This is a genomic window from Bacillus toyonensis BCT-7112 (assembly GCF_000496285.1).
Lineage (GTDB): Bacteria > Bacillota > Bacilli > Bacillales > Bacillaceae_G > Bacillus_A > Bacillus_A toyonensis.
Genome location: NC_022781.1, coordinates 3,232,146 through 3,254,892, shown reverse-complemented (window position 1 = coordinate 3,254,892; position 22,747 = coordinate 3,232,146). Strand labels below are relative to the sequence as shown.

General features: G+C 35.5%; 19 protein-coding genes. 7 read left to right on the top strand and 12 right to left on the bottom strand.

The window, feature by feature from the left end:
- Window positions 1-19: 19 nt before the first annotated feature.
- From treC to treR, 3 genes are all read right to left on the bottom strand, one after another.
- Complete coding sequence (gene treC, locus BTOYO_RS16625; protein WP_023441142.1) at window positions 20-1,681, bottom strand: alpha,alpha-phosphotrehalase; 1,662 nt, start codon at window positions 1,679-1,681, stop codon at window positions 20-22.
- A 13-nt stretch (window positions 1,682-1,694) separates the two neighbouring features.
- Window positions 1,695-3,122, bottom strand: coding sequence for a PTS system trehalose-specific EIIBC component (treP, locus tag BTOYO_RS16620; RefSeq protein WP_000513927.1), 1,428 nt, complete (start codon window positions 3,120-3,122; stop codon window positions 1,695-1,697).
- Window positions 3,123-3,261: 139 nt separating this feature from the next.
- A complete protein-coding gene (treR, locus tag BTOYO_RS16615; RefSeq protein ID WP_000987223.1) occupies window positions 3,262-3,972 on the bottom strand; it encodes a trehalose operon repressor in 711 nt (236 codons plus the stop codon).
- 450 nt (window positions 3,973-4,422) lie between these two features.
- Here treR and BTOYO_RS16610 point away from each other — a divergent pair, with 450 nt between their 5' ends.
- Window positions 4,423-5,820 (top strand): amino acid permease, encoded by a 1,398-nt coding sequence (locus BTOYO_RS16610; protein ID WP_000448439.1) that lies wholly within the window; start codon window positions 4,423-4,425, stop codon window positions 5,818-5,820.
- 31 nt (window positions 5,821-5,851) lie between these two features.
- Here the strand turns inward: BTOYO_RS16610 and BTOYO_RS16605 are convergent, their stop codons facing one another.
- The 3 genes from BTOYO_RS16605 to BTOYO_RS28175 form a co-directional block, all read right to left on the bottom strand.
- Window positions 5,852-7,555, bottom strand: coding sequence for a putative bifunctional diguanylate cyclase/phosphodiesterase (locus tag BTOYO_RS16605; protein WP_000893352.1), 1,704 nt, complete (start codon window positions 7,553-7,555; stop codon window positions 5,852-5,854).
- A 474-nt stretch (window positions 7,556-8,029) separates the two neighbouring features.
- The gene (locus BTOYO_RS16600) at window positions 8,030-8,377 is read right to left on the bottom strand and encodes a hypothetical protein (RefSeq protein WP_001106415.1); all 348 of its coding nucleotides are present in this window, start codon (window positions 8,375-8,377) and stop codon (window positions 8,030-8,032) included.
- Window positions 8,377-8,508, bottom strand: coding sequence for a hypothetical protein (locus BTOYO_RS28175; protein ID WP_000274356.1), 132 nt, complete (start codon window positions 8,506-8,508; stop codon window positions 8,377-8,379). The genes BTOYO_RS16600 and BTOYO_RS28175 overlap by 1 nt, the downstream gene beginning before the upstream one ends.
- A 337-nt stretch (window positions 8,509-8,845) precedes the next feature.
- Between BTOYO_RS28175 and BTOYO_RS16595 the strand changes: the two genes are divergently transcribed.
- The 3 genes from BTOYO_RS16595 (at window position 8,846) to BTOYO_RS16585 (ending at window position 13,283) form a co-directional block, all read left to right on the top strand.
- Entirely contained in the window at window positions 8,846-10,375 is a 1,530-nt protein-coding gene (locus BTOYO_RS16595; RefSeq protein WP_000743022.1) for a cardiolipin synthase, read from the top strand.
- Between the two features lie 127 nt (window positions 10,376-10,502).
- Window positions 10,503-11,396: an ATP-binding protein gene (locus tag BTOYO_RS16590; protein WP_000892990.1), complete on the top strand. Its 894-nt coding sequence runs from the start codon at window positions 10,503-10,505 to the stop codon at window positions 11,394-11,396.
- 3 nt (window positions 11,397-11,399) lie between these two features.
- The gene (locus BTOYO_RS16585; RefSeq protein ID WP_001248838.1) at window positions 11,400-13,283 is read left to right on the top strand and encodes a vWA domain-containing protein; all 1,884 of its coding nucleotides are present in this window, start codon (window positions 11,400-11,402) and stop codon (window positions 13,281-13,283) included.
- Window positions 13,284-13,319: 36 nt separating this feature from the next.
- On the opposite strand, the gene BTOYO_RS16580 is transcribed toward BTOYO_RS16585, so the two are convergent.
- From BTOYO_RS16580 to BTOYO_RS16570, 3 genes are read right to left on the bottom strand one after another with little or no spacing between them, the layout of a single operon-like run.
- Entirely contained in the window at window positions 13,320-13,742 is a 423-nt protein-coding gene (locus tag BTOYO_RS16580) for an NUDIX hydrolase (RefSeq protein WP_001189950.1), read from the bottom strand.
- 59 nt (window positions 13,743-13,801) lie between these two features.
- Complete coding sequence (locus BTOYO_RS16575) at window positions 13,802-14,767, bottom strand: L-threonine 3-dehydrogenase (protein WP_000723133.1); 966 nt, start codon at window positions 14,765-14,767, stop codon at window positions 13,802-13,804.
- Window positions 14,768-14,811: 44 nt separating this feature from the next.
- Complete coding sequence (locus tag BTOYO_RS16570; protein WP_000095899.1) at window positions 14,812-16,002, bottom strand: glycine C-acetyltransferase; 1,191 nt, start codon at window positions 16,000-16,002, stop codon at window positions 14,812-14,814.
- A gap of 213 nt (window positions 16,003-16,215) precedes the next feature.
- Here BTOYO_RS16570 and BTOYO_RS16565 point away from each other — a divergent pair, with 213 nt between their 5' ends.
- Entirely contained in the window at window positions 16,216-16,947 is a 732-nt protein-coding gene (locus BTOYO_RS16565) for a class I SAM-dependent methyltransferase (RefSeq protein ID WP_000885937.1), read from the top strand.
- Between the two features lie 31 nt (window positions 16,948-16,978).
- On the opposite strand, the gene BTOYO_RS16560 is transcribed toward BTOYO_RS16565, so the two are convergent.
- The 3 genes from BTOYO_RS16560 to BTOYO_RS16550 are packed head-to-tail and all read right to left on the bottom strand — an operon-like array spanning window position 16,979 to window position 19,872.
- Window positions 16,979-17,800, bottom strand: a complete 822-nt coding sequence (locus BTOYO_RS16560) for an ABC transporter ATP-binding protein (RefSeq protein ID WP_001167946.1) — start codon at window positions 17,798-17,800, stop codon at window positions 16,979-16,981.
- A gap of 12 nt (window positions 17,801-17,812) precedes the next feature.
- Window positions 17,813-18,871, bottom strand: coding sequence for a FecCD family ABC transporter permease (locus BTOYO_RS16555; protein WP_000760042.1), 1,059 nt, complete (start codon window positions 18,869-18,871; stop codon window positions 17,813-17,815).
- A complete protein-coding gene (locus BTOYO_RS16550; protein WP_000925227.1) occupies window positions 18,868-19,872 on the bottom strand; it encodes a FecCD family ABC transporter permease in 1,005 nt (334 codons plus the stop codon). Before BTOYO_RS16550 ends, BTOYO_RS16555 begins: the two co-directional genes overlap by 4 nt.
- Before the next feature lie 172 nt (window positions 19,873-20,044).
- Here BTOYO_RS16550 and BTOYO_RS16545 point away from each other — a divergent pair, with 172 nt between their 5' ends.
- Window positions 20,045-21,013, top strand: a complete 969-nt coding sequence (locus BTOYO_RS16545) for an ABC transporter substrate-binding protein (protein ID WP_001010250.1) — start codon at window positions 20,045-20,047, stop codon at window positions 21,011-21,013.
- Between the two features lie 380 nt (window positions 21,014-21,393).
- A complete protein-coding gene (locus BTOYO_RS16540) occupies window positions 21,394-22,743 on the top strand; it encodes a peptide MFS transporter (protein ID WP_000338301.1) in 1,350 nt (449 codons plus the stop codon).
- Window positions 22,744-22,747: the final 4 nt, after the last annotated feature.

Below are 22,747 nucleotides of genomic sequence, written 5' to 3'. Positions count from 1 at the left end.
CGCGTGGGCATACAACCTTTTATTTCGTATATCGATATATAATTGATTCATATGGTCTTAAGTTAAGTTTTGTAATATCCTTGCTGGAATCTTTATAATTCGACAGTAGTACTTCTTGTTTCATTCCATCTAATTGAACATGGGCTGGTACAGAATACGTTATTTCTTCTCCATAGAAGTTATTAATAATAAGTAATACTTCATTATTTACAGTACGTGTATATGCCCAAATCTTAGGGTGATTTTCATCTAAAATAGCATATTCTCCTTCTGTAATAACATCGTAAGTTTTTCTAAGTTCAATTAACTTTTTATAATGATAAAATACAGACTCCTCATCTTGTAATGCTTTCTCTACGTTTATTTCTTTAAAGGTTTCAGCTACTGAAATCCAAGGGGTACTTGTTGTAAAACCACTATTCACCTCTTCATTCCACCGCATCGGAGTACGAGAATTGTCACGAGATTTTTGTTTTAAAATCCCTATAATCTCTTCTTTTAATAAGCCTTCTTCCTGCTTTATATCATATATATTTAACGATTCCACATCACGATATTGCTCGATGGACTCGAATTTAGGATTCGTCATACCGATTTCTTCCCCTTGATAAATATAAGGTGTTCCTTGCAGCATGTGCATAGCTGTCGCTAACATTTTCGCAGATTCATTTCGGTACTTCCCATCATCCCCGAAGCGTGACACGATGCGAGGCTGGTCATGGTTACACCAGAATAATGCATTCCATCCCCCGCCCTTTTGCATTTCAATTTGCCAGTTAGACATAATTTCTTTTAATTTAATAAAATCAAAATCAGCTTTCGTCCACTTATCACCATTCGGATAATCTACTTTCAAATGATGAAAACTAAACGTCATACTCAGTTCATTGCGCTCAGGGTTTGAGTATTTAATACAATTATCAATTGTCGTCGATGACATTTCTCCAACTGTAATTACCTCTTTCCCTTCAAATACATTTCTATTCATCTCTTGTAAATATTCATGAACACGCGGACCATCCGTATAATATTTACGTCCATCACTTGTCGCGGTACTTCCGTCATCGCTTAAGAAACGTTGGTCTTTTGAAATTAAGTTAATAACATCAAGGCGGAATCCTGTTACCCCTTTATCAAGCCAAAAGCGCATCATATCGTACACTTCTTCACGAAGCTTTTCATTTTCCCAATTTAAATCTGCTTGTGTCTCATCAAATAAATGTAAAAAATATTGCTTAGTCTTTTCATCGTACTTCCAAGCGGATCCTCCAAACTTAGACTGCCAATTATTTTTTTCATCACGCCAAATGTAATAATTGCGATATGGACTATTTTTATCTTCTTTTGCTTCCTTAAACCACTTATGCTCCGTCGAACTATGGTTTACAACGATATCAAGCATAATTTCAATGTCACGTTCTTTCGCTTTTTCTAGAAGCTCTTCAAACTCTTCCATCGTTCCGTAAGATGGATCAATGCTATAATAATCACTTACATCGTACCCATTATCATTTTGTGGTGATTGGTATATCGGTGTTAACCAAATATAATCCACTCCGAGTTTTTTTAAATAATCTAGTTTCTCTGTAACCCCTTTTATATCACCGGTTTCTTTATTGTAATAACTATTAAAGCTCTTCGGATAAATTTGATAGACTACACTTTTATGCCAATCCTTCATGTTTAACTTCCTCCTACTTCTGTTTAACTCTTTTCGCAAATAACCATGTTAACGTAAATGGGATTACAACTGCGATAATCATTCCTACAATAAACATTGGAATCGATTTCGGAATGATCGAAATAAATGCTGGCAATCCGCCAATTCCGATAGCAGGTGCTAATACACCATTTAATGTAATGAATATCGCTGCCACAGCAGATCCTATAATTGCTGCATAAAACGGAAACTTATTTCGTAAATTCACACCAAACATCGCTGGCTCTGTAATACCGAAGTACGCGGAAATTGCTGATGTCGATGCCATACTTTTATCATTTTGATTTTTAGAAATCCAGAACATTGCAAGTGCCGCACTACCTTGCGCAATGTTAGAAAGAGCGATCATCGGCCAAATAAATGTACCGCCGTGTTGTGCAATTAATTGTAGATCAATAGCAATAAACATATGATGCATACCTGTAATTACAAGTGGTGCATACAATGCTCCAAATAATACTGCTCCAACTACTGGTACTGTTTCATATACGCCTACTAATCCAGCTGTTAATAAATCTCCGATATGACGTGTAACTGGACCGATAATTCCTAATGCTAATACACCTGTTACAACGATTGTTGTAATTGGTACAACTAATAATTGAATTGCATTTGGTACATGTTTCTTTAAGAAAATCTCTACTTTACTCAATACAAATGCTGCTACTAACACCGGTAAAATTTGACCTTGATATCCTACCTTTTCAATTTGGAACAATCCTAAAATATTGAAGTACTCAATCTTTTGACCCTCTAAACCAGACGCTGCTTTTCCATAATCCCAGGCGTTTAATAAGGCCGGATGCACAAGCATTAAGCCCATAACAATACCTAGTATTGGACTACCACCAAAACGCTTCGTTGCTGACCAACCGACAAGTGCTGGTAAGAATACGAATGCTGTATTGGCCATCATATTAATTAAATCCCAAAGCCCACCTAAATTCGGATAAACATCTAATAAATTTTTACCATCAAAAAATAAGTCCTTTGCCCCTAATAAATTGTTAATCCCCATTAGTAAACCAGCTGTTACGATTGCTGGTAATATCGGCATAAATACATCTGAAAATACTTTTACAAACTTTTGAGCTGGATTTAACTTTTGATTTCCAGAATCTTTCACGTCAGCCACTGTCGCTTCCTTCATACCTGCAAGCGTTATCAATTCAGCGTAAACACGATCTACATCCCCTGGACCAATTACAATTTGAAATATCCCAGCATTATGAAACGCTCCCTTTACTAATGAAACAGACTGTAATTTATCATTATCTATTTTACTTTCATCTTTTAAAGCGATACGGAGCCTCGTTACACAGTGCGCAGCTTGTTCAATATTGTCTTTCCCACCAATGTACTGCAACACTTCCTCTGCTGTTTTACGATAGTCTTTCCCCATATTCCCGTCCCTCTTTTCTTTTTTTGATACCGTTTACACTTACATATTAACTCGTATATATAAGTTAGTCAACACTCGTATATATGAGTTGATGTTTTTTTTATAAAAAAAAGATGAAACGTTATTTCGTTTCACCTCTTTACTTTCTTCGCGCCACATCCGAAAAGTGAAAAATATCTAAGCGGTGACGTGATTCCGTATATTCGAACTGACTCCCATCATATAAATGAGTAAAGTTTTTCACAACGACAACATAATCTGTGCCATTTAAATCTAAATACTTTCGGTCATCATCTGTACACGGCTGCACTTCAATTACCCTCTGCGAATAACTAATATGTAGCCCTAATTCTTTCTCAATGTATTTATAAATTGATGCCATTGCAATTTCTCTCGTTAATCCTGGAATAAACTCAGATACAAAATGATTTATATCTAAAATTACTTTTTCTCCATCAATATTTCGTACACGTTTAATATGATCTATTTTTGTTTTTTCTTTCACGTTTAATAATTTTGCAACCTCTTTTGTCGCTTCTTCTTTCTCCATTTCCACGACTTCTGTAATACAATGACGTCCTAGACGCTCATTTTCTTCTTGAAAACTTACAATGCCACCGAAGTTAAACTCAATATTTTTTCGCTTTAATACAAAAACACCTTTTCCATGAATTTTTTGCACATATCCACGCTCTTGCAATAAATCTACTGCTTTTCTTACAGTACCTCGGCTTGCCTCATACTGCTTCATTAATTCTGTTTCTGATGGGATTTTGCATCCCTCTTTTAAGTGCTTATTATCAATAGACTTACTGATTTCTATATAAATTTGCTCATACTTACTCATCATCTACAATAGCCCCTTGTCACCTTCTAATTCTATATGTATTATACCATGCTACACTCTTCTGCCAATCTCTCACTTATTTTCCAGTACAAGAAAAATATAGGTAAATATTTAATCTCTAAAACGTATTTTTATAAAAGTTTTTATATTTTTCTTTTCATTCAAAAAAACATGTAGTATACTAACTTCAAAATCAGAGGAGAAAGGGAGCAAAGAACTATGCTTACTTATACAACAATTGTAGTTACATTTGCACAAAAACATCATCATCATACGTAACCCTTGAAACCTAGCGGAAAATTTACGCGTAGGTACAAGGGTTATTCCCGTTGTACCTACGCTTTGGCGAAGAGCCATGTAGGTATTTTTTATCTACATGGCTCTTTTTTTATTGCCAAAAAGCTAGTAAAAAATGATGTTTAAGCAAATCTTACTACAAAGGAGTTAACAAAAATGGAAACGAAAAAATGGGGATTATGGGTTTTAACAGCTTTTGTTATCGGGAATATGGTTGGCGGTGGCGTATTTATGCTCCCAGCAAATTTAGCACAAGTATCAGGTCCAATGGGTTCTACACTCGCATGGAGTATTACAGGACTTGGCGTATTTATGATTGCACTCGTATTTGGAAATTTAGCAATTCGAAAACCAGAATTAAAAGCAGGACCACAAAGTTACGCTCAAGCGATGTTTCCTTCAAAAAAAGCAGGTAAAGTTGCAGGGTATAGTATGGCGTGGGGATATTGGGCTGCGAACTGGGCAGCAACAGCATCTGTTATTATTTCCTTTGCTGGATATTTATCAACATTTTTTCCAGTTTTACAAAGTAAGCAAATTCTCTTTTCAATAAATGGATTTTCACTAGAACTAGGAAAAGGGTTAACTTTTCTAGTATGTAGCCTTATGTTATGGGGAATTCAATATATTCTTTCTCAAAATATTGATCGAGCTGGAAATATGAATCTTCTTGCTACCATTGCAAAAATTATCGGATTTACAATGTTTATTGTGATTACATTATTCATTTTCAACGCCTCTAATTTCGGAGACGGTCAAACATTTATGAATGAAGCTGGACAATCCATCTCGTTAGGTGGACAAATCAATTCAGCTGCTATTGCAACACTTTGGGCGTTTATCGGCATCGAATCAGCAGTTATGCTTTCTAACCGCGCAAAATCACAGCGTGATGTAAAAAAAGCTACAATTTTCGGCCTAATTATTGCTCTTATTATTTACATGTCAATTACTTTACTTACAATGGGAGCTCTCTCGCAAGAAGCTTTAAAAGAGTCTCAAAAACCATTAGTAGACGCATTAAATTTAGCAATCGGCAATAAAGGCGCATATATAATGGCGTTACTAGCACTTGTATCTTTATTTGGATCTACTGTTGGCTGGATTGTTGTTAGTTCAGAAGTACCTTACCAGGCTGCCAAAAATGGACTTTTCCCTAAGTTTTTCAGTAAAACAAATAAAAAGGGTAGTCCTTCAAAATCATTATTTATTACAAATGTGATGACACAAATCTTCTTATTCTCAACGATTTCTGGCACTGTTTCAGAAGCATATAATTTCGCTATCGTTGTAGCAACATTAGCTTATTTAATTCCATACCTTGTTTCTACTCTGTACCAATTTAAATTGGTTATTACAGGAGAAACATATGATATAATGCCAGGATCTCGAATAAAAGACGGGGTTATTACTACATTAGCATTTGTATACTCTATTTGGGTTATCAAAACGGGAACTGCTGATTTAAAAACGTTTTTCTTAGGAATTGGATTGTTTATATTAGGTCTTATTCTTTATCCCGTATTAATGAAAAACTCACAAAAAACGAATTAAAAAAAGAGAAGCTTTTAGCTTCTCTTTTCTATTAAAAATCCGTAATTAACTTTTCTTTTAACTCTCCTACGGATAAAGGTTTTGCATAATAAAATCCTTGTACATAGTCACAGCCCATGGATTGTAATAAACTTTCTTGTTCTACCGTTTCTACCCCTTCAGCAACTACTGCTAAATTTAAACTATGGGCAATTTCAATAACAGATTTTACAATCGTTCTTTCTGGCTGTGCATGATCATAATGAAATTCACGAATAAAATTACGATCAATTTTTACGATATCAAGTGGCAATTGTTTTAAATAATACAATGAGGAATAGCCAGTTCCAAAATCGTCTAAAGCAATTAATACGCCCATACTTCTTAATTCTTGTAATGTAGCGATAATATAATCAAAATGGCGAACAGCAATACTTTCCGTTATTTCTAAAATTAAACGATTCGGAGGAAAACCAGTTCTCCTTAAGATGCTACGTACAGACAAAATAAAACGCTTCTGCATTAATTGTTGTATGGATAAATTCACAGATAACCTTAATCCTTCTTGGTAATCCGGTAATGTTTTAAACAGGCGACACGATTTTTCTAATACCCAATCTCCTAATTTTATAATAAGTCCAGATTCTTCAGCTACTGGAATAAATTCGCTTGGTGAAATAGGCCCTTCTTCTGTCATACAGCGCACTAAAGCCTCAATGCCAGTATATTTCTTCGTTTTCAAATCAATGATAGGTTGTAATACTACATCTAATTCTTCATCACGAATTGCCTTTTGCAAAGCAAACTCGATTTTCATTCTACGATTTATTTTTGCACGTAACTCATCTGTAAAGAAACACGCCGCATTTCTTCCCTGTTCTTTCGCACTATACATAGCTAAATCCGAATTTTTCAATAGTGTTTCCACGTCTTGTCCATCTTGTGGATATGAACAAAGTCCTAGACTAGCTGAAATGTATACTTCATGACCTTCAAGCATAAATGGTGCCTGAAAACATGACAATACCGATGTCGCTAACTGCCGCATCTCATCTTGTGTATGTTCATTTGTTAACAGCACAAATTCGTCGCCACCTAGCCTAGCCAGAACATCTTTCTCTCCTAACACATAATGCAACCGTGAAGCAACTTCGCTTAAAAGTAAATCTCCTATCATATGACCTAACGTATCATTTACTAATTTAAAACGATCTAAGTCAAAGTATATTATGCCAAATTCCTTTTTCCCTGCAATCAGTTCATTAACAGTCGTTATTAGCTGTAATCGGTTCGGTAAACTCGTTAAAGCATCATGATATGCAAGTTCCCTATAACGGCTTTCACTCAATCGTAATCTCTGTTCTGCTTCTTTTCTACTACTAATGTCATTTCGGATCGCGATAAATTGATACGGCTCTCCTTTCTCGTTTAAAAATGGAACAATTGTGGTTTTAACCCAATAATATGTACCATCTTTTGCTTGATTTTGGATTTCACCTCTCCATACTTTCCCATTCAAAATACGCTTCCATAAGTTTTGAAAAAAAGTTTTCGGATGATATCCTGAATTTAAAATACGATGATCTTTTCCTATTAACTCTTCTCTTTTATATTTGGAGATTTCACAAAACTTATCATTTACATATGTAATAAGACCTTTTCGGTCTGTAATTGCAACAATTGAAGACTCATCTAATGCTAACTTTAAATCTCGCAATGAAGAGTCATATAATGCATGACCTCTTTGTTCTAGCATGCGCATCTCTCCTTGCTTCCTATCTAACTAAAACACAACTTGTTTCTTTTCATAGAAATAGAGATATTTCATTTTCTAATAATAACCCTTTACATACATCACATTTTGAATTATGCCGATTAAAATAACATAATATTATTTGTAAAAAAAAGCAATATAATACCGTTCCAATTATAATTAGTAGCTTCTCATCTCCCTAATTAGCTTGCCTTATTATACCGCATTCCTTTAACTTGCTCTATGCAACCCTTGTTCCTACTCATTCCACTCGCGTCTAACCTCTATGCTTTTTAATAGCAAAATAGACATTAGAACATACTATATAACTATTCACGAATAATAATATAAAAGTTTAAATTGGTATATATGTTTTTGAATTACAATAATAAAATATTAACATATTTTTACCTTTATTTTGGAAGTATTTCATAAATAAATATAGTATTAAACAAAAAGAGGATAACCTCTTTTTGTTTAATACTGATATGGTATTTGCTGATAACCTGGGTATGGAACTGGATATGGTGCTGGATATGTTACTGGGTACGGTGCTGGATAATAACCTCCACTTGCTGCACCCGTTAATGCACCTGCTGTAAGCCCACCTAACATACCTCCCGCAAAACTTCCTGGGAAAACTCCGCCTCCCCATGAGCCGCCTCCACCCCAGCCCCATCCACCACCGTGATGATGATGGTGATGATCATAATGGTTGTGTCCTCCATGATGATTATGTCCTCCATTATGATGGTGTCCTCCATTATGATGGTGTCCTCCATTATGATTGCGATAATACACTCCGTTATTTTCTATATAATTCATTATTCACCTCTCCCTTTCAATTTCCTCACTTTAATATTGTATGAATAATACGGATCTTGTTGGTAATCTGGATAATAAGCATAATTCGAGTAATATGGATAACCAAATCCTCCAATTGGACGACCATACATTTTATTCATCCCTTTTGCTATATAAAGTGAAATTTTAATCGGCGCGGGCTTTGTCCCTCCCCCACTGATTATTAGCCCAAATCAATCGGGCATTTATGGACAATCATTTCCCGCCTAACTTCCTTGCACTCATCGAATTTTGAGATGGGATTTTTACTACCCAGCAAATAACGGGATAACAACGTAACAATATACTGTATGTAGGACAAATGCGGAAAGTATAGGACAAATGTCTATATTTTGTAAAAAAAACAAAACACTTTATAATAAGGATGTCAGATTATATCTTCTATTTAAGAAGTCTATATTTAAGAAAGATTAGAGGAATTATATAGAAATGAAGAAACCTATCGTTCAATTATTATTAATATTTACAATCGTATCTATCGTTCTTTTCCTATTAAATACATCGGTTATTTCGTTATATACGTTTGTCGGTGCTCTATGGTCCATCACAATCGTAGGAATTTCATTCGTTATTTTTATAGAAAATAGATCTCCCCAAAGTACTTTAGCTTGGTTTTTAGTATTAGCACTTCTTCCCGTTGTAGGTGTACTTTTATACTCTATTTTCGGGCGTAGCCGTTGGAGAAGAAAAAAACATCTCCATCGTTCAGAAGAACAAAGAAAATTATTCCGCGAAATATTAGAAGGAAGACGACTAGAATTATCACTCACAGTCCCATTACATGAACGTTCCATACATTTAACAGAAGTCGTACAAAAATTTGGAGGCGGGCCTGCCGCAGATAGAACAACGACAAAACTTTTAACAAACGGCGATCAAACCTTTTCAGAAATTTTGCAAGCAATCGAGAATGCAAAACATCACATACATATTCAATACTATATTTATAAATCTGATGAGATTGGTACAAAAGTACGAGATGCTTTAATACAAAAGGCAAACGAGGGTGTTATTGTACGCTTCCTTTATGATGGACTCGGAAGTAATACGTTAAGACGACGATTTTTACAACCTATGAAAAAAGCTGGAATTGAAATTGTCGAATTTGACCCTATTTTTTCAGCTTGGTTACTGGAGACAGTTAATTATCGTAATCATCGTAAAATCGTCATTGTAGATGGAGAAATTGGTTTTACCGGAGGGCTTAACGTAGGTGATGAATATCTTGGTCGCTCAAAAAAATTCCCTGTTTGGCGTGATAGTCATTTAAAAATAGAAGGAAAAGCATTGTATAAATTACAAGCCATCTTTCTAGAAGATTGGCTTTATGCGTCTAGTGGATTGAATACTTATTCTTGGGATCAATTTATGAATAGACAATACTTCCCAGGAAAAGAAATTCTGGATGCAACAGGTGCGGTGCAAATCGTAGCAAGTGGACCAAGCTCAGATGATAAAAGTATTCGTAATACATTACTAGCTGTTATGGGCTCAGCCAAAAAATCTATTTGGATCGCTACACCATACTTTATTCCGGATCAAGAAACTTTAACATTATTACGCTTAAGTGCAATATCTGGCATAGATGTACGCATTTTATATCCTGGTAAGAGTGATAGTATTATTAGCGATCAAGCATCTCAATCCTATTTCACTCCACTTTTAAAAGCCGGTGCTTCTATTTACAGTTATAAAGATGGATTTATGCACGCAAAGATTGTACTCGTTGACGATAAAATTGCAACAATCGGAACAGCAAATATGGATGTACGTAGCTTTGAATTAAATTATGAAATTATTAGCGTACTCTATGAATCAGAAACCGTTCATGATATTAAACGCGATTTTGAAGAAGACTTTAAACACTCTACTGAAATTAAATGGAACTCATTCCAAAAAAGAAGTATCAAAAAAAGAATATTAGAGTCCTTTATGCGACTGATTTCTCCTTTACTATAAGCAATCAATGTGATATTGATTGCTTTTTCTTTTATATTTCCCCCTTCTCCTTTTCTTTGCATACCATATTAAAACAAGTTATCATAAGATGTATTACTTTATGAAAATAATGTTAGGTGGGAAATACATGTTAGAACAATTTCATATACATTCTGATTTAAAACAGCAGCTTTCTACAATTCATGAAAAGAATAAACAAGAAGCTGGTGAAAATGCTCATTTAATCGGTACTAAAATATATAAAGCATCTGATAACAGCATTATCGAAGATGCTATTACGGCACTTCTTCTTGGCAAAAATATTCTATTAAAAGGACCAACTGGTAGTGGTAAAACGGTACTAGCGGAAACTCTTTCTTCTTTATTCCAAAAACCAATGCATAGCATTAACTGTTCTGTCGATTTAGATGTGGAAGGTATTTTAGGATACAACACATTACAAACGAAAGACGGAGCATCTGAAGTTACGTTCGTTAACGGTCCTCTTATGAAAGCAATGAAGAACGGTCACTTCCTATATATTGATGAAATCAATATGGCAAAACCTGAAACGTTACCACTTCTTCACGGTGCACTAGATTACCGTAAAATGATTACAAACCCATTTACACAAGAAGTTGTATACGGTGATGACGAATATCGCGTAATTGCTGCGATTAACGAAGGTTACGTTGGGACAAGTGAACTAAACGAAGCATTAAAAAACCGTTTTGTTATTATTGAAGTTCCTTATATTCAAGGTGACACATTAAAAGAACTATTACTATCTGAATCAAAATTAAATGATGTTGCAACAATTGAAAAGTTCGTTGCATTTGCAAGCGACCTTATGCCTTTAGCTCGTGATGGGCGTGTAAGTGAAGAAGCAGCAAGTATTCGTGGTATTATCGACGCATGCGATTTAGGTGTATATATTCCTGTTATGCGCGCTATTGAGCGAAGCATTATTGCGAAATTAAATGATGAAACAGAACAAATGACTGTCCGTGAATTAGCAGAAAGTTATTTCTTTGAGGGATAATTCATGAGACAAATTTTTAGTGACAAAAAAATTGATGCGTCGCTGTTTCTACAAATGGAAAACTTAATGTATGCCCTTCTAAAAGAAGACGATGCCTATCTTGAATATGGCTATAAAGCATACTACGACGAAATTGAAAAAAAGGTTGTCATTAGTCACTTTTGGGATGATCGAAAAGAAGAAGATACAGTAATCGGATTAAAAAGCGAAGTGTTCTTAAAAGCACTTGGTAATAAACATTACTCGGACATGGCTTTAATTCGTTCTTACGCGATTGAATTACAAGAATCGCCCCTAAAGAAGTTCTTAACACAATTATTTGTTCTATTAGAAGATTTACGTGTCGAGGAAATCGTAAAAAACTTACGACCTGGCACGAAACATATTTTTAAACGCCGAAAAGAAATGTACCGCAATTACTTCGGCTCACAAAATGAAATAAACCGCGTTCGTAACTATCACGGTGATCGTCTATTTTGTCTATGTTACCTTTCATTAACGAGCGATAAATATGAAATGTTTACTAATGAATATTTCGAGCAAATTGAAGTAATTTTGCATGAGACATTCCAAGCCCATAATACCGAAGATATTATGTATATCGTTGAGAAAATTCGCTACCGCTTAGAGGAGCTTCTTGAAAATGATATGCTTAACAATTATTTCGGACATGCTCCGCTTTATTTATCTGTCATTGCAGATGAAAAGAACTGCCGCGTTGAAGATTTAGCAAATGATGATACGCAGCTCATAGATGACGATGACAATAAAAACAAAATGGATGAAAGCTTCTCCACATGGCATCGTGAAAATAAAAATAACGAAAACGAGAACTTTTTACGCTTTGAATTAGAAAGCGGAACAAAAACAAACATGATGGGTGATACTGCTCGTGAATCAGAAGATGGCGATCAAGCACTTGGTTCTGTACAAGGTACTTCTCAAAAAAGTACACAATCCAACTTTGATGGTGCTGATACAGAAGAAGCAAGAGCTTCACACGCTTCTAGCCAAAGCGAGGGTGCATATGGTAAGTATAATGTAGGTGCCTCTCATACATTTAAAGAAGCTCGCAAATCAAATCCTGACGAGAAAAAAGATTACCAAGCTATCAAATCAGTCGTTAATAAAGATGTAAAAGAATTAAAGAAAATTATCGAAAAAACGATTGAAAATAAAACGAATGCAAATAGTGATAAATACTACGGAAGACTTCGGAAGAAATTCCTTCGTATTTATACTGAAAAGCAGCCGCGCATGTTTTATAAAAAAGGACAAGAATCGCAAGAGCTCGACGTTGCATTCCAACTATTAGTGGATTGTTCTGGTTCTATGTATAACAAAATGGAAGAAACGAAGAAGAGTGTTGTCTTATTCCATGAAGCGTTGAAATCTTTAAAGATCCCGCACGCTATTAGCGGATTTTGGGAAGATGCTTCTAGTGCTAAACCTGAAGATAAACCGAACGTTATCCATGAGGTTGTAAATTACAAAAACTCAACGTTACCAAACGTTGGTCCAGAAATTATGCAACTTCGTGAAGAAGAAGATAACCGCGACGGATATATTATTCGTATCGTTTCTGAAAAGCTTGCGAAAAGACCAGAAAAACATAAATTTCTATTAGTCTTCACAGACGGTGAACCTTCTGCCCTAGACTATCAACAAGACGGAATTTTAGATACGCATGAAGCTGTGAAACTCGCTCGTAAAAGTGGTATGGAAGTAATCGGTATCTTCATCGAAGAAGGCGAAGCGAAAGAAGCGACTTATCAATTAATGAAAAACATTTATAATCATCACTTCTTAGTTGCAAATCATGCTGAAGATTTAAGATTGAAGATTAAACCACTACTGAAAAAGCTATTACTGAAGACGATTGAATAGAAAAAAGGAGCCTTTTGGCTCCTTTTTTTCGTTCAATTACTTTGTTTCTAGTTGAAACTTGTATGGAATGGCTACTTCTAACAATGACTCGAATCCTCCATCGTAGAATGGGAATCGTTCATTTGCGATTGTTCGCTCCACCCACTCTATCGCAGAAATTTCTCCCTCATCTTCTGCATGTAGCTCGCCCGTTAGTACTTTCGCTCGAAATGTAAAAAGTAGTGCATGATTCCCGGATTCTTCAAAGAATTTTTCATTGATTGCAACAAGTCCACCTGCCATAGCAGTTAAACCTGTCTCTTCTTTTACTTCCCTTACTAGAGCTTCCTCTAACGTTTCACCCTTTTCAACAGCCCCGCCTGGCAATGACCAAACGTTTTGTTCTACATTATGTACCATTAATATTTTATCTGTTTCTTCGTCATGTATTAGTGCATATACGACATCAACTCTTTGCATGTTATTTTCCCCCTCTCAAAAAGAATGAAGAGCCGATTCCTAAGAATCGACCCTTCCTATTAATTCATCACTAACTCAGCTGTGAGCTTTTTTTTTAACTTAGCCAACATGTCCGTTGTCATTTTGTCTAAATCGTATTCTGCTTTAAAGCCCCACTCTTTCATTGCTGCTGTTGCATCAATAGAGTTTGGCCAGCTATCAGCGATTGTTTGACGAGCTGGATCTACTGCGTAATCCATTGTAAACGTCGGAATGTGTTTACGAATTGATGCTGCAATTTGCTCTGGCTCGAAGCTCATTGCTGTAATGTTGAACGCATTTCTATGCACTAGCTTACTTGAATCAGCTTCCATTAATGAAATGATCGCTTGTAAAGCATCTGGCATATACATCATATCCATGTACGTTCCTTCAGCAATGTATGAGGTGTATGCACCTTTTTTAATCGCCTCATAATAAATTTCAACTGCATAGTCAGTTGTTCCGCCTCCTGGAGGAGCTACGTAAGAAATTAAGCCTGGGAAACGTACACCGCGCGTATCAACGCCAAACTTTTGATGATAATAATCACATAGTAGTTCTCCTGCTACTTTGTTTACCCCATACATCGTAGTAGGACGCTGAATTGTATCTTGTGGCGTATTATCTTTCGGCGTTGATGGACCGAATGCACCGATAGAACTTGGCGTGAAAAACTTACAGTTTAATTCACGAGCTGCTTCTAATGCATTTACAAGTCCACCCATATTTAAATTCCAAGCAAATAACGGATTTTTTTCTGCTGTTGCTGAAAGTAAAGCTGCTAAATGAATAATTGTATCTACTTCATTACGCTTTGCAATATCATGTAGTTTTTGCCCATCTGTTACATCTAACGTTTCAAATGGACCAGACGTTACTACTTCACTATCTGTTTCACGAATATCTGTTGCAATAACGTTTGATGCGCCGTATACATCACGAAGTTTCATTACTAGTTCAGAACCAATTTGCCCTAAAGAACCGGTTACTAGAATTTTTTTCATTTTCCCCACTCCTCATTTGCAAGCTATTCAAAAGATGTCGTTACTTAAATGATGCCCATTTCTTTCCCTACTTTTTCATATTTAAGAATTGCTTCATCTAGCATTTCCTTCGTATGAGCTGCTGTAGGCATATTACGAACGCGTCCTGTTCCTTTAGCTACAGTTGGGAACACGATAGATTTTGCGTATACGCCTTCTTCATTTAGACGTCTACTAAATTCTTGTGTTAATACTTCATCACCAATAATACAAGGTGTAATTGGCGTTTCACTTTCTCCGATGTTAAAGCCAAGTTCTTTTAACCCTTGTTTTAAATAGCGACCATTTTCCCATAAACGATCGTGTAACTCTGTGCTTTCCATTAAGATTTCAATTGATCTCATGCAAGCTGCTGCATCAGCTGGTGTTAATGCTGTAGAGAATAAGAATGGACGTGAACGAACTTTTAACCAATCAATTAAGTTTTGTTTCCCTGCTACATATCCACCAATTACCCCAATTGCTTTTGATAATGTACCAATTTGGAAATCAACTCTATCAGAAAGACCGAAGTGCTTCACAGTACCTGCACCTTTTCCAAGTACCCCTGAACCATGTGCATCATCTACATATGTCATTAAATCTAGCTCTTCTGCAATCTCAACAATTTCTGGTAATTTTGCAATATCTCCATCCATTGAGAAAACACCGTCTGTAATAACCATTAATTTATTGTAAAGACCTGATTCTTTCGCCGCGATTGCTTTTTGGCGTAAATCTTCCATATCAGAATGTTTATAAACGATGATTTTCGCTCTTGATAGACGACTACCATCAATAATAGATGCATGATTTAATTCATCTGAAAGAATCGCATCATTTTTATCCATAACAGCTGAAATCGCTGCCATATTACAATTAAATCCTGATTGATAAGCAATTGCTGCTTCTGTATGTTTAAACTTTGCAATTGTTTCTTCTAATTTAATATGCAAATCTAAAGTACCGTTAATTGTACGAACAGCTCCTGCTCCAACACCGTACTTATGAATTGCACCAATCGCTGCTTCTTGTAAGCGATTATCAGTCGCTAATCCAAGATAGTTGTTTGAAGATAAGTTAATATATTCTTTGCCGCCAATTGTAATAATCGGTCCATTTGGACTTTCAAGCGGATCAATTACGTTATAAAGCCCCTTTGATTTTAAATCCTCTAAATTTTCTTCTAAAAATTTCGCAAGTGTTTTACTAGACATCGTGAAGCCTCCCATCGTTCATGTAAGCGGATTATTGTCTTAATAGTTCTAATAATCCCTCTACTAGCTTAACACGTTTTCAGAATTTATTATAGAAAAATAGTTTAAAGAAACCGCTTACAAATTTTAATTATATATGATTCATTACAAGAAATCTATCATTTACATTCCATATTTGATAGAATTAAAAAAATATTTAGGGAGGCTTCAAACATGGCATTTACAGAATCTGATGTATATAATAACGAAGCGTTTTTTGAGCAATATATGAAACGAAGATACCGCGAAAATAGCCCCAATGAATCCATTGAAAAGCCAGCATTCTTTCAACTCATTGGTGATGTAAAAGGAAAACAAATTCTCGATTTAGGTTGTGGCGATGCTAAGTTTGGCGAGGAATTATTAGAAAACGGATGCCACTCTTACACTGGCATTGAAGGCTCTCAGCTTATGTATGAAAAAGCTAAAAAACAACTAGAAAATAAAAATGGATCTGTTCATTTGATAAACCTCAAAGATTATACATACTCCCCATCCACTTTTGATTTAGTCACATCTAGACTCGCTTTACATTATATTGAACATCTTCATATCATTTTTCAAAATGTGTACAAAACTTTAAAAACAAATGGAACCTTCATCTTTAGCGTTCAACATCCTGTTATTACCTCTTCATTTGAAAGCTTGCAAACGAGTGGTAAAAGAACGAGCTGGTTCGTCGATGATTATTTTAAACTAGGCAAACGGGTTGAACCATGGATTGACCAAGAAGTTATTAAATATCATCGTACAACGGAAGAGTATTTCACATTATTACAGCAAGCCGGATTTACCATTATAAATCTAAAAGAAGCTACACCAAATCAAACCTATTTTCAAAGTGAAGAGGAATATGAACGACGTTTACGAATTCCCCTCTTTCTATTATTTTCTTGCAAAAAATAAAAAGACGATGAATCCCCATCGTCTTTTTTCGTTATCTCATTGCTTGAGCAACTTCTTTAACTAATCGTCTTCCTCTTCCGTGCGGGATACATAGTGGTGTTCCAAACAACGGATCCGTACTGATTTGACACTCCATACGGAATACATCCCGAACTAACTTCTGGTCAATAACTTCTTCTGGTTTACCTTGTGCATATATTCGTTTATCTTGAATAGCTACAATGTTGTCTGCATAACGGCATGCCAAATTCAAATCGTGTAATACCATAACAATTGTTCGTTGCTCTGTTTCATTTAATTCGAATAATAAATCTAGCACTTCAATTTGGTGAGTCATATCTAAATATGTAGTTGGCTCATCCAGTAAAATAATGTCTGTATCTTGTGCAAGCGTCATTGCAATCCAAGCACGTTGACGTTGCCCACCTGAAAGAGCATGCACATCTCGCTCAGCAAATTCTGTCATACCTGTTGCTGCAAGTGCCTTCTGTACCATTTCCTCGTCTTTTTCTGACCATTGCTTTAACCAAGTTTGATATGGATAACGTCCTTGCTTTACAAGTTGCAATACTGTAAGCCCTTCTGGTGCTTGGGGTCCTTGCGGTAAGATTGCCATTTGACGAGCAATTTGCTTCGTTTGCATACTTTGTAACGCTTGATTATCTAACAAAATATCACCATTTGTTGGCTTTAATAATCTAGCTAGTGAACGTAATAAAGTTGATTTTCCACAACCGTTAGAACCGATGAAGATTGTAATTTCACCTTTTGGAATTTCTAAATCCAACTCATCGATAATAATTGTTTCACCATAGGACAGCGTCAAACGTTTTGTCTCCAATGCTTTTTGCATATTCATCTCCCTTTATGAATTCCGACTTTTATAAAGTAAATAAATAAAATAAGGTGCACCAATTGCTGATGTAAATACCCCTGCTGGAATTTCAAGTGGTGTGAAAATTGTGCGCCCAATTAAATCCGCAGCGAGTACTAAAATTGCACCGACAATAGCTGCAACTGGGAGTAATGCACCGTATAAAGAACCAACTAATCTTCGCGAAATATGAGGTGCCATTAAACCAACAAACCCAATCCCTCCGGCAAAGGCAACCGCCCCACCAATTAAAGCTGTACTAAGTAATAACATAAATACACGCGACTTCGTTAAAGGAACACCAAGTCCTACCGCTATATCATCCCCTAGCTCTTGTGCATTTAAATGTCTAGCAGCGATAAAGGATATTACCGTTAAAATGAGAACCCAAGGCGCAAGTACCATCACATTTTGCCATGAAGAGCCGTAAACAGTACCTGTAATCCATACATTTGCTTGGCTCGCTTGATAAATTGGTGCTAATAACATAAATAACGTTGTTGCCGCTTTCGTTAACGCCCAAAATCCAACACCAATTAAAACAAGACTAATCGGTGATAAGCCATCATTTTTCCATGCAAATAAATATACAAAAAGCGCTACAATCGTCGCTCCAGCAAAAGCTGCGAGCGGCATATAATGAATGCTTACTGTTAGCGCATTGTTTTTATCACTAAATATAGCTAAAAAGAGTACAACTGCTACGCTTGCACCACCTGTAATTCCAATGATATCAGGGGAAGCAAGCGGATTTCTAACGAGCCCTTGTAAAATACAACCTGCTACAGCAAGTGCAATTCCTACAAGGATCGCAATTAAAATACGCGGCATACGAAACTTATTTACAACCATATTTGACATCGCATCGCCATTTCCAGTAATCGCTTGCCATACGTCATAAGGAGCAACCTTCATATCTCCCATACCTGCACTTGCAAAAAATAATCCTATTAAAATTACTAATAAACTCACCAAGACGAGACTAGCTCGTTTATACATTAAAAACGAGAATCCATCTTTTCCTATACGAAACGGGATATACTTCTTCATTTGCTAAGCCCTCTCTTACGTGCAATATAAATAAAGAATGGGGCCCCGATAAATGCTGTCATAACCCCTACTGGTACTTCTTGTGGCATAATGACATATCTTGCGGCTATATCCGCTAAGATTAATAGTATTGCACCTAACAATCCGCTATATGGCACTCTCCATCTGTGGTCAACTCCAACAAGAAATCTGGCAAAATGCGGAGTTACAATTCCTATAAATCCTATTGGGCCAGCAACCGCAACTGAACCACCCGACAACAATACAATAATGAGTAGTACGAATGATTTCATTAAAATTGTTCGTTGTCCGAGACCTTTTGCAACATCTTCTCCCATCATCAATGTATTTACTTTTCCTGCCATCATAAGAGATGCAATCCATCCTACTAATAAATACGGGAATACAGATAGTAAAATTTCTATTTTTCTTCCTTGTACAGATCCGGCAAGCCAAAACAATACTTCTTCCATTGCCTTTTCATTTAAAACAAGCAACCCTTGTGTTAATGATGAAAATAAAGCACTTATCGCGACACCTGCTAATGTTAACTTAAGAGGAGTCGTCCCTTCTTTTCCTAAAGAACTAGAAGCAAATACAAGTACAGCTGCAATTGCCGCTCCTAAAAAGGCAATCCACGTAAAAGCCGATAATGACGTCACAGAAAAGATAACAATTGCTACAACTATGAAGAACGCAGCGCCTGAATTTAATCCAATAAAATCTGGTGAAGCAAGTGGATTCTTAGTTAAAGTTTGCATAAGACAGCCTGCAATGGCTAAACTAGCACCAACACTAGCTGCAATTAACGCCCTAGGCAGACGTACATTTTGAATAATAATATGTTCATTGGAACCATTAAAATGGAAAAAAGCATCCAATGCTAGTTTCCAACTCGTATTTGTATATCCAAAAATAATACTTCCCCAAATACAAATAACGACTGCAATGATTCCAACAAATAATCCAATCCATTTTGCTCGATTTGTTTTTAATAACATGCAGCGTTTCCCCTTCAATGTATAATGATACGTTGTTAGTGTATTTCAACTTAATTCTCATTGTCAACGGAAATGAGAATTATTTTCATCCATATGTATTGACAATCAAAAGATAAAGGCTTAATATCATGCTTGCTATTGAAAAATATTCTCAACATGTAGGGGGTACATAATGAATTTCATGCGGAAGAAATCGTTTACATTATTTGTATTTTTACTAGCATTTTCAATGCTTTTAAGTGCTTGTGGAAAATCAAATAACAAAGAAGAATCTACAAAAGAAGATAATAAAAAAGAAGTGGTTACTGTAGAACATGCAATGGGTAAAACAGAAGTTCCCGCTAATCCAAAACGTGTAGTTATCTTAACAAATGAAGGAACTGAAGCTTTACTTGAATTAGGTGTGAAACCAGTTGGTGCTGTAAAGTCTTGGACTGGTGACCCATGGTATCCACATATTAAGGATAAAATGAAAGATGTAAAAGTTGTTGGTGATGAAGGACAAGTTAACGTTGAAACAATTGCTTCTTTAAAACCAGACTTAATTATTGGTAACAAAATGCGCCACGAAAAAGTGTACGAACAACTAAAAGCAATTGCACCTACTGTGTTCTCAGAAACATTACGTGGTGAATGGAAAGATAACTTCAAATTTTATGCAAAAGCATTAAATAAAGAAAAAGAAGGCCAAAAGGTTTTAGCTGATTACGAAACACGTATGAAAGATTTAAAAGGCAAACTTGGTGATAAAGTAAATCAAGAAATTTCTATGGTACGCTTTATGCCTGGTGATGTTCGTATTTATCACGGTGATACATTCTCTGGTGTTATTTTAAAAGAACTTGGATTTAAACGTCCTGGTGATCAAAATAAAGATGATTTTGCAGAGCGTAACGTATCTAAAGAACGTATTTCGGCAATGGATGGCGATGTATTATTCTACTTCACATTCGATAAAGGCAATGAGAAAAAAGGTTCTGAACTAGAAAAAGAATATATAAACGATCCTCTATTTAAAAACTTAAATGCAGTAAAGAACGGAAAAGCATACAAAGTTGACGATGTTATTTGGAATACAGCTGGCGGTGTAATGGCTGCTAACTTGCTACTAGACGACATTGAAAAACGCTTCGTTAAATAAATTTATTCTAACCAGCTCCCCTCTTTTATGGAGCTGGTTTTTTCATTTCACTGAAGTGTCACATTATTTCATTTTGTATTTTTATTCCCAATATGTTATATTATAAAAGTAAATAGAATATATTTTCTCTATATCAGAATAAATATTTTAATCTAAATTTTCTGATTAATCACTATTTTAAATTCGTTTAGAATTCAATTACTACATTTGAAAACGCTTATTATCGAGTTTTCAGGGCAAAATACAATAACGGTTGAAGAAAATAGAACTTTTTCAGAAATTTTCTTTCTATTTCCATATAATTCTATTGACTTCTAAATATTTTGTAAATTAAAATGATTACATAAATATCCGTTATACAGGATTAGGGGGAAACAAAAATGGATGCAGCTTTAAAATTAGACAAAGCTGGAGAGCAACAATCACCAAAAAAACATCCACCAGGGTTATACTTGTTGTTCTTTACAGAAGCATGGGAAAGATTTAGTTATTACGGAATGCGTGGCTTATTAGTTCTTTATTTAACAACGAGCTTAGTAAGCGGCGGTTTAGGCTTTGATAAAGCAGTTGCAGTTCAAATTTACGGTATTTTCACAATGCTTGTATATTTCACACCTATTATTGGTGGCTGGTTAACTGACCATTTCATTACGAAACGACACGCCATTACTATTGGCGGTATCATTATGGCGATTGGTAACTTCGTACTATTTTCAATGAATACGAAAACTGGACTATTTTTAGGATTAGGATTATTAGTTATCGGTAACGGATTCTTCAAACCAAATATTTCGACTTTATTAGGTCAATTATATAGCGACAACGATTCTCGTCGTGATAGTGCCTTCACTATCTTCTACATGGGAATCAACTTAGGAGCTCTTATCGCTCCATTCATTTGCGGTTACTTCGCAGATTACAGATACGGTTTCTTAACAGCTTGTATCGGTATGATTATTGGGCAGATTGCATTTAACTTATTAGCACCTCGTTACTTAGGATCAGCTGGAACAACAGTTGTGGGGAAAAAATCTAAAGAACACAATGCAAAAGCTGTTGAGAAAAAACCTTTAACACCACAAGAGAAAAAACGTACTGTTGCAATTTTAATTTTAACTTGTTTCGTTGTATTCTTCTGGGCAGGATTTGAACAAGCTGGTAGTTCTTTAACACTTTACACAGATAAGTTCGTAGATCGTACAATTGGTGGATTTACAATTCCAACACCTTGGTTCCAATCTGTAAACCCATTATTCATTATCTTATTAGCATTACCAGTTTCTGCATTATGGATTAAACTTTCAAAAACAAAAAATGGTGATTTAAAAATCCCTACAAAAATGGCTTTTGGTATGATTTTACTAGGAGTCGGGTACTTAGTTTTAACTTTAGCTGTTCTAAAAACTGGTAGCGATGAAGGTAACATTACAATGAAAGCAAACTTACTATTCATTGTATTCACTTACATGTTCCACACAATCGGTGAACTATTCTTATCACCAATTGGATTATCTATGGTAAGTGCAATCGCTCCTGTTAAATTAGCATCATTATTAATGGGTGTATGGTTAGCTGGTACTGGCTTTGCAAACTTATTAGCAGGACAATTAGCTGCTTTCACTCAATCTTTAGGATATTTAGAAGTATTTGCAAGCATCGGTGTTATCGTAATCGTACTAGGATTAGTACTTCTTATGTTCTCTAAGAAAATTGCACATATGATGGAATAACAAA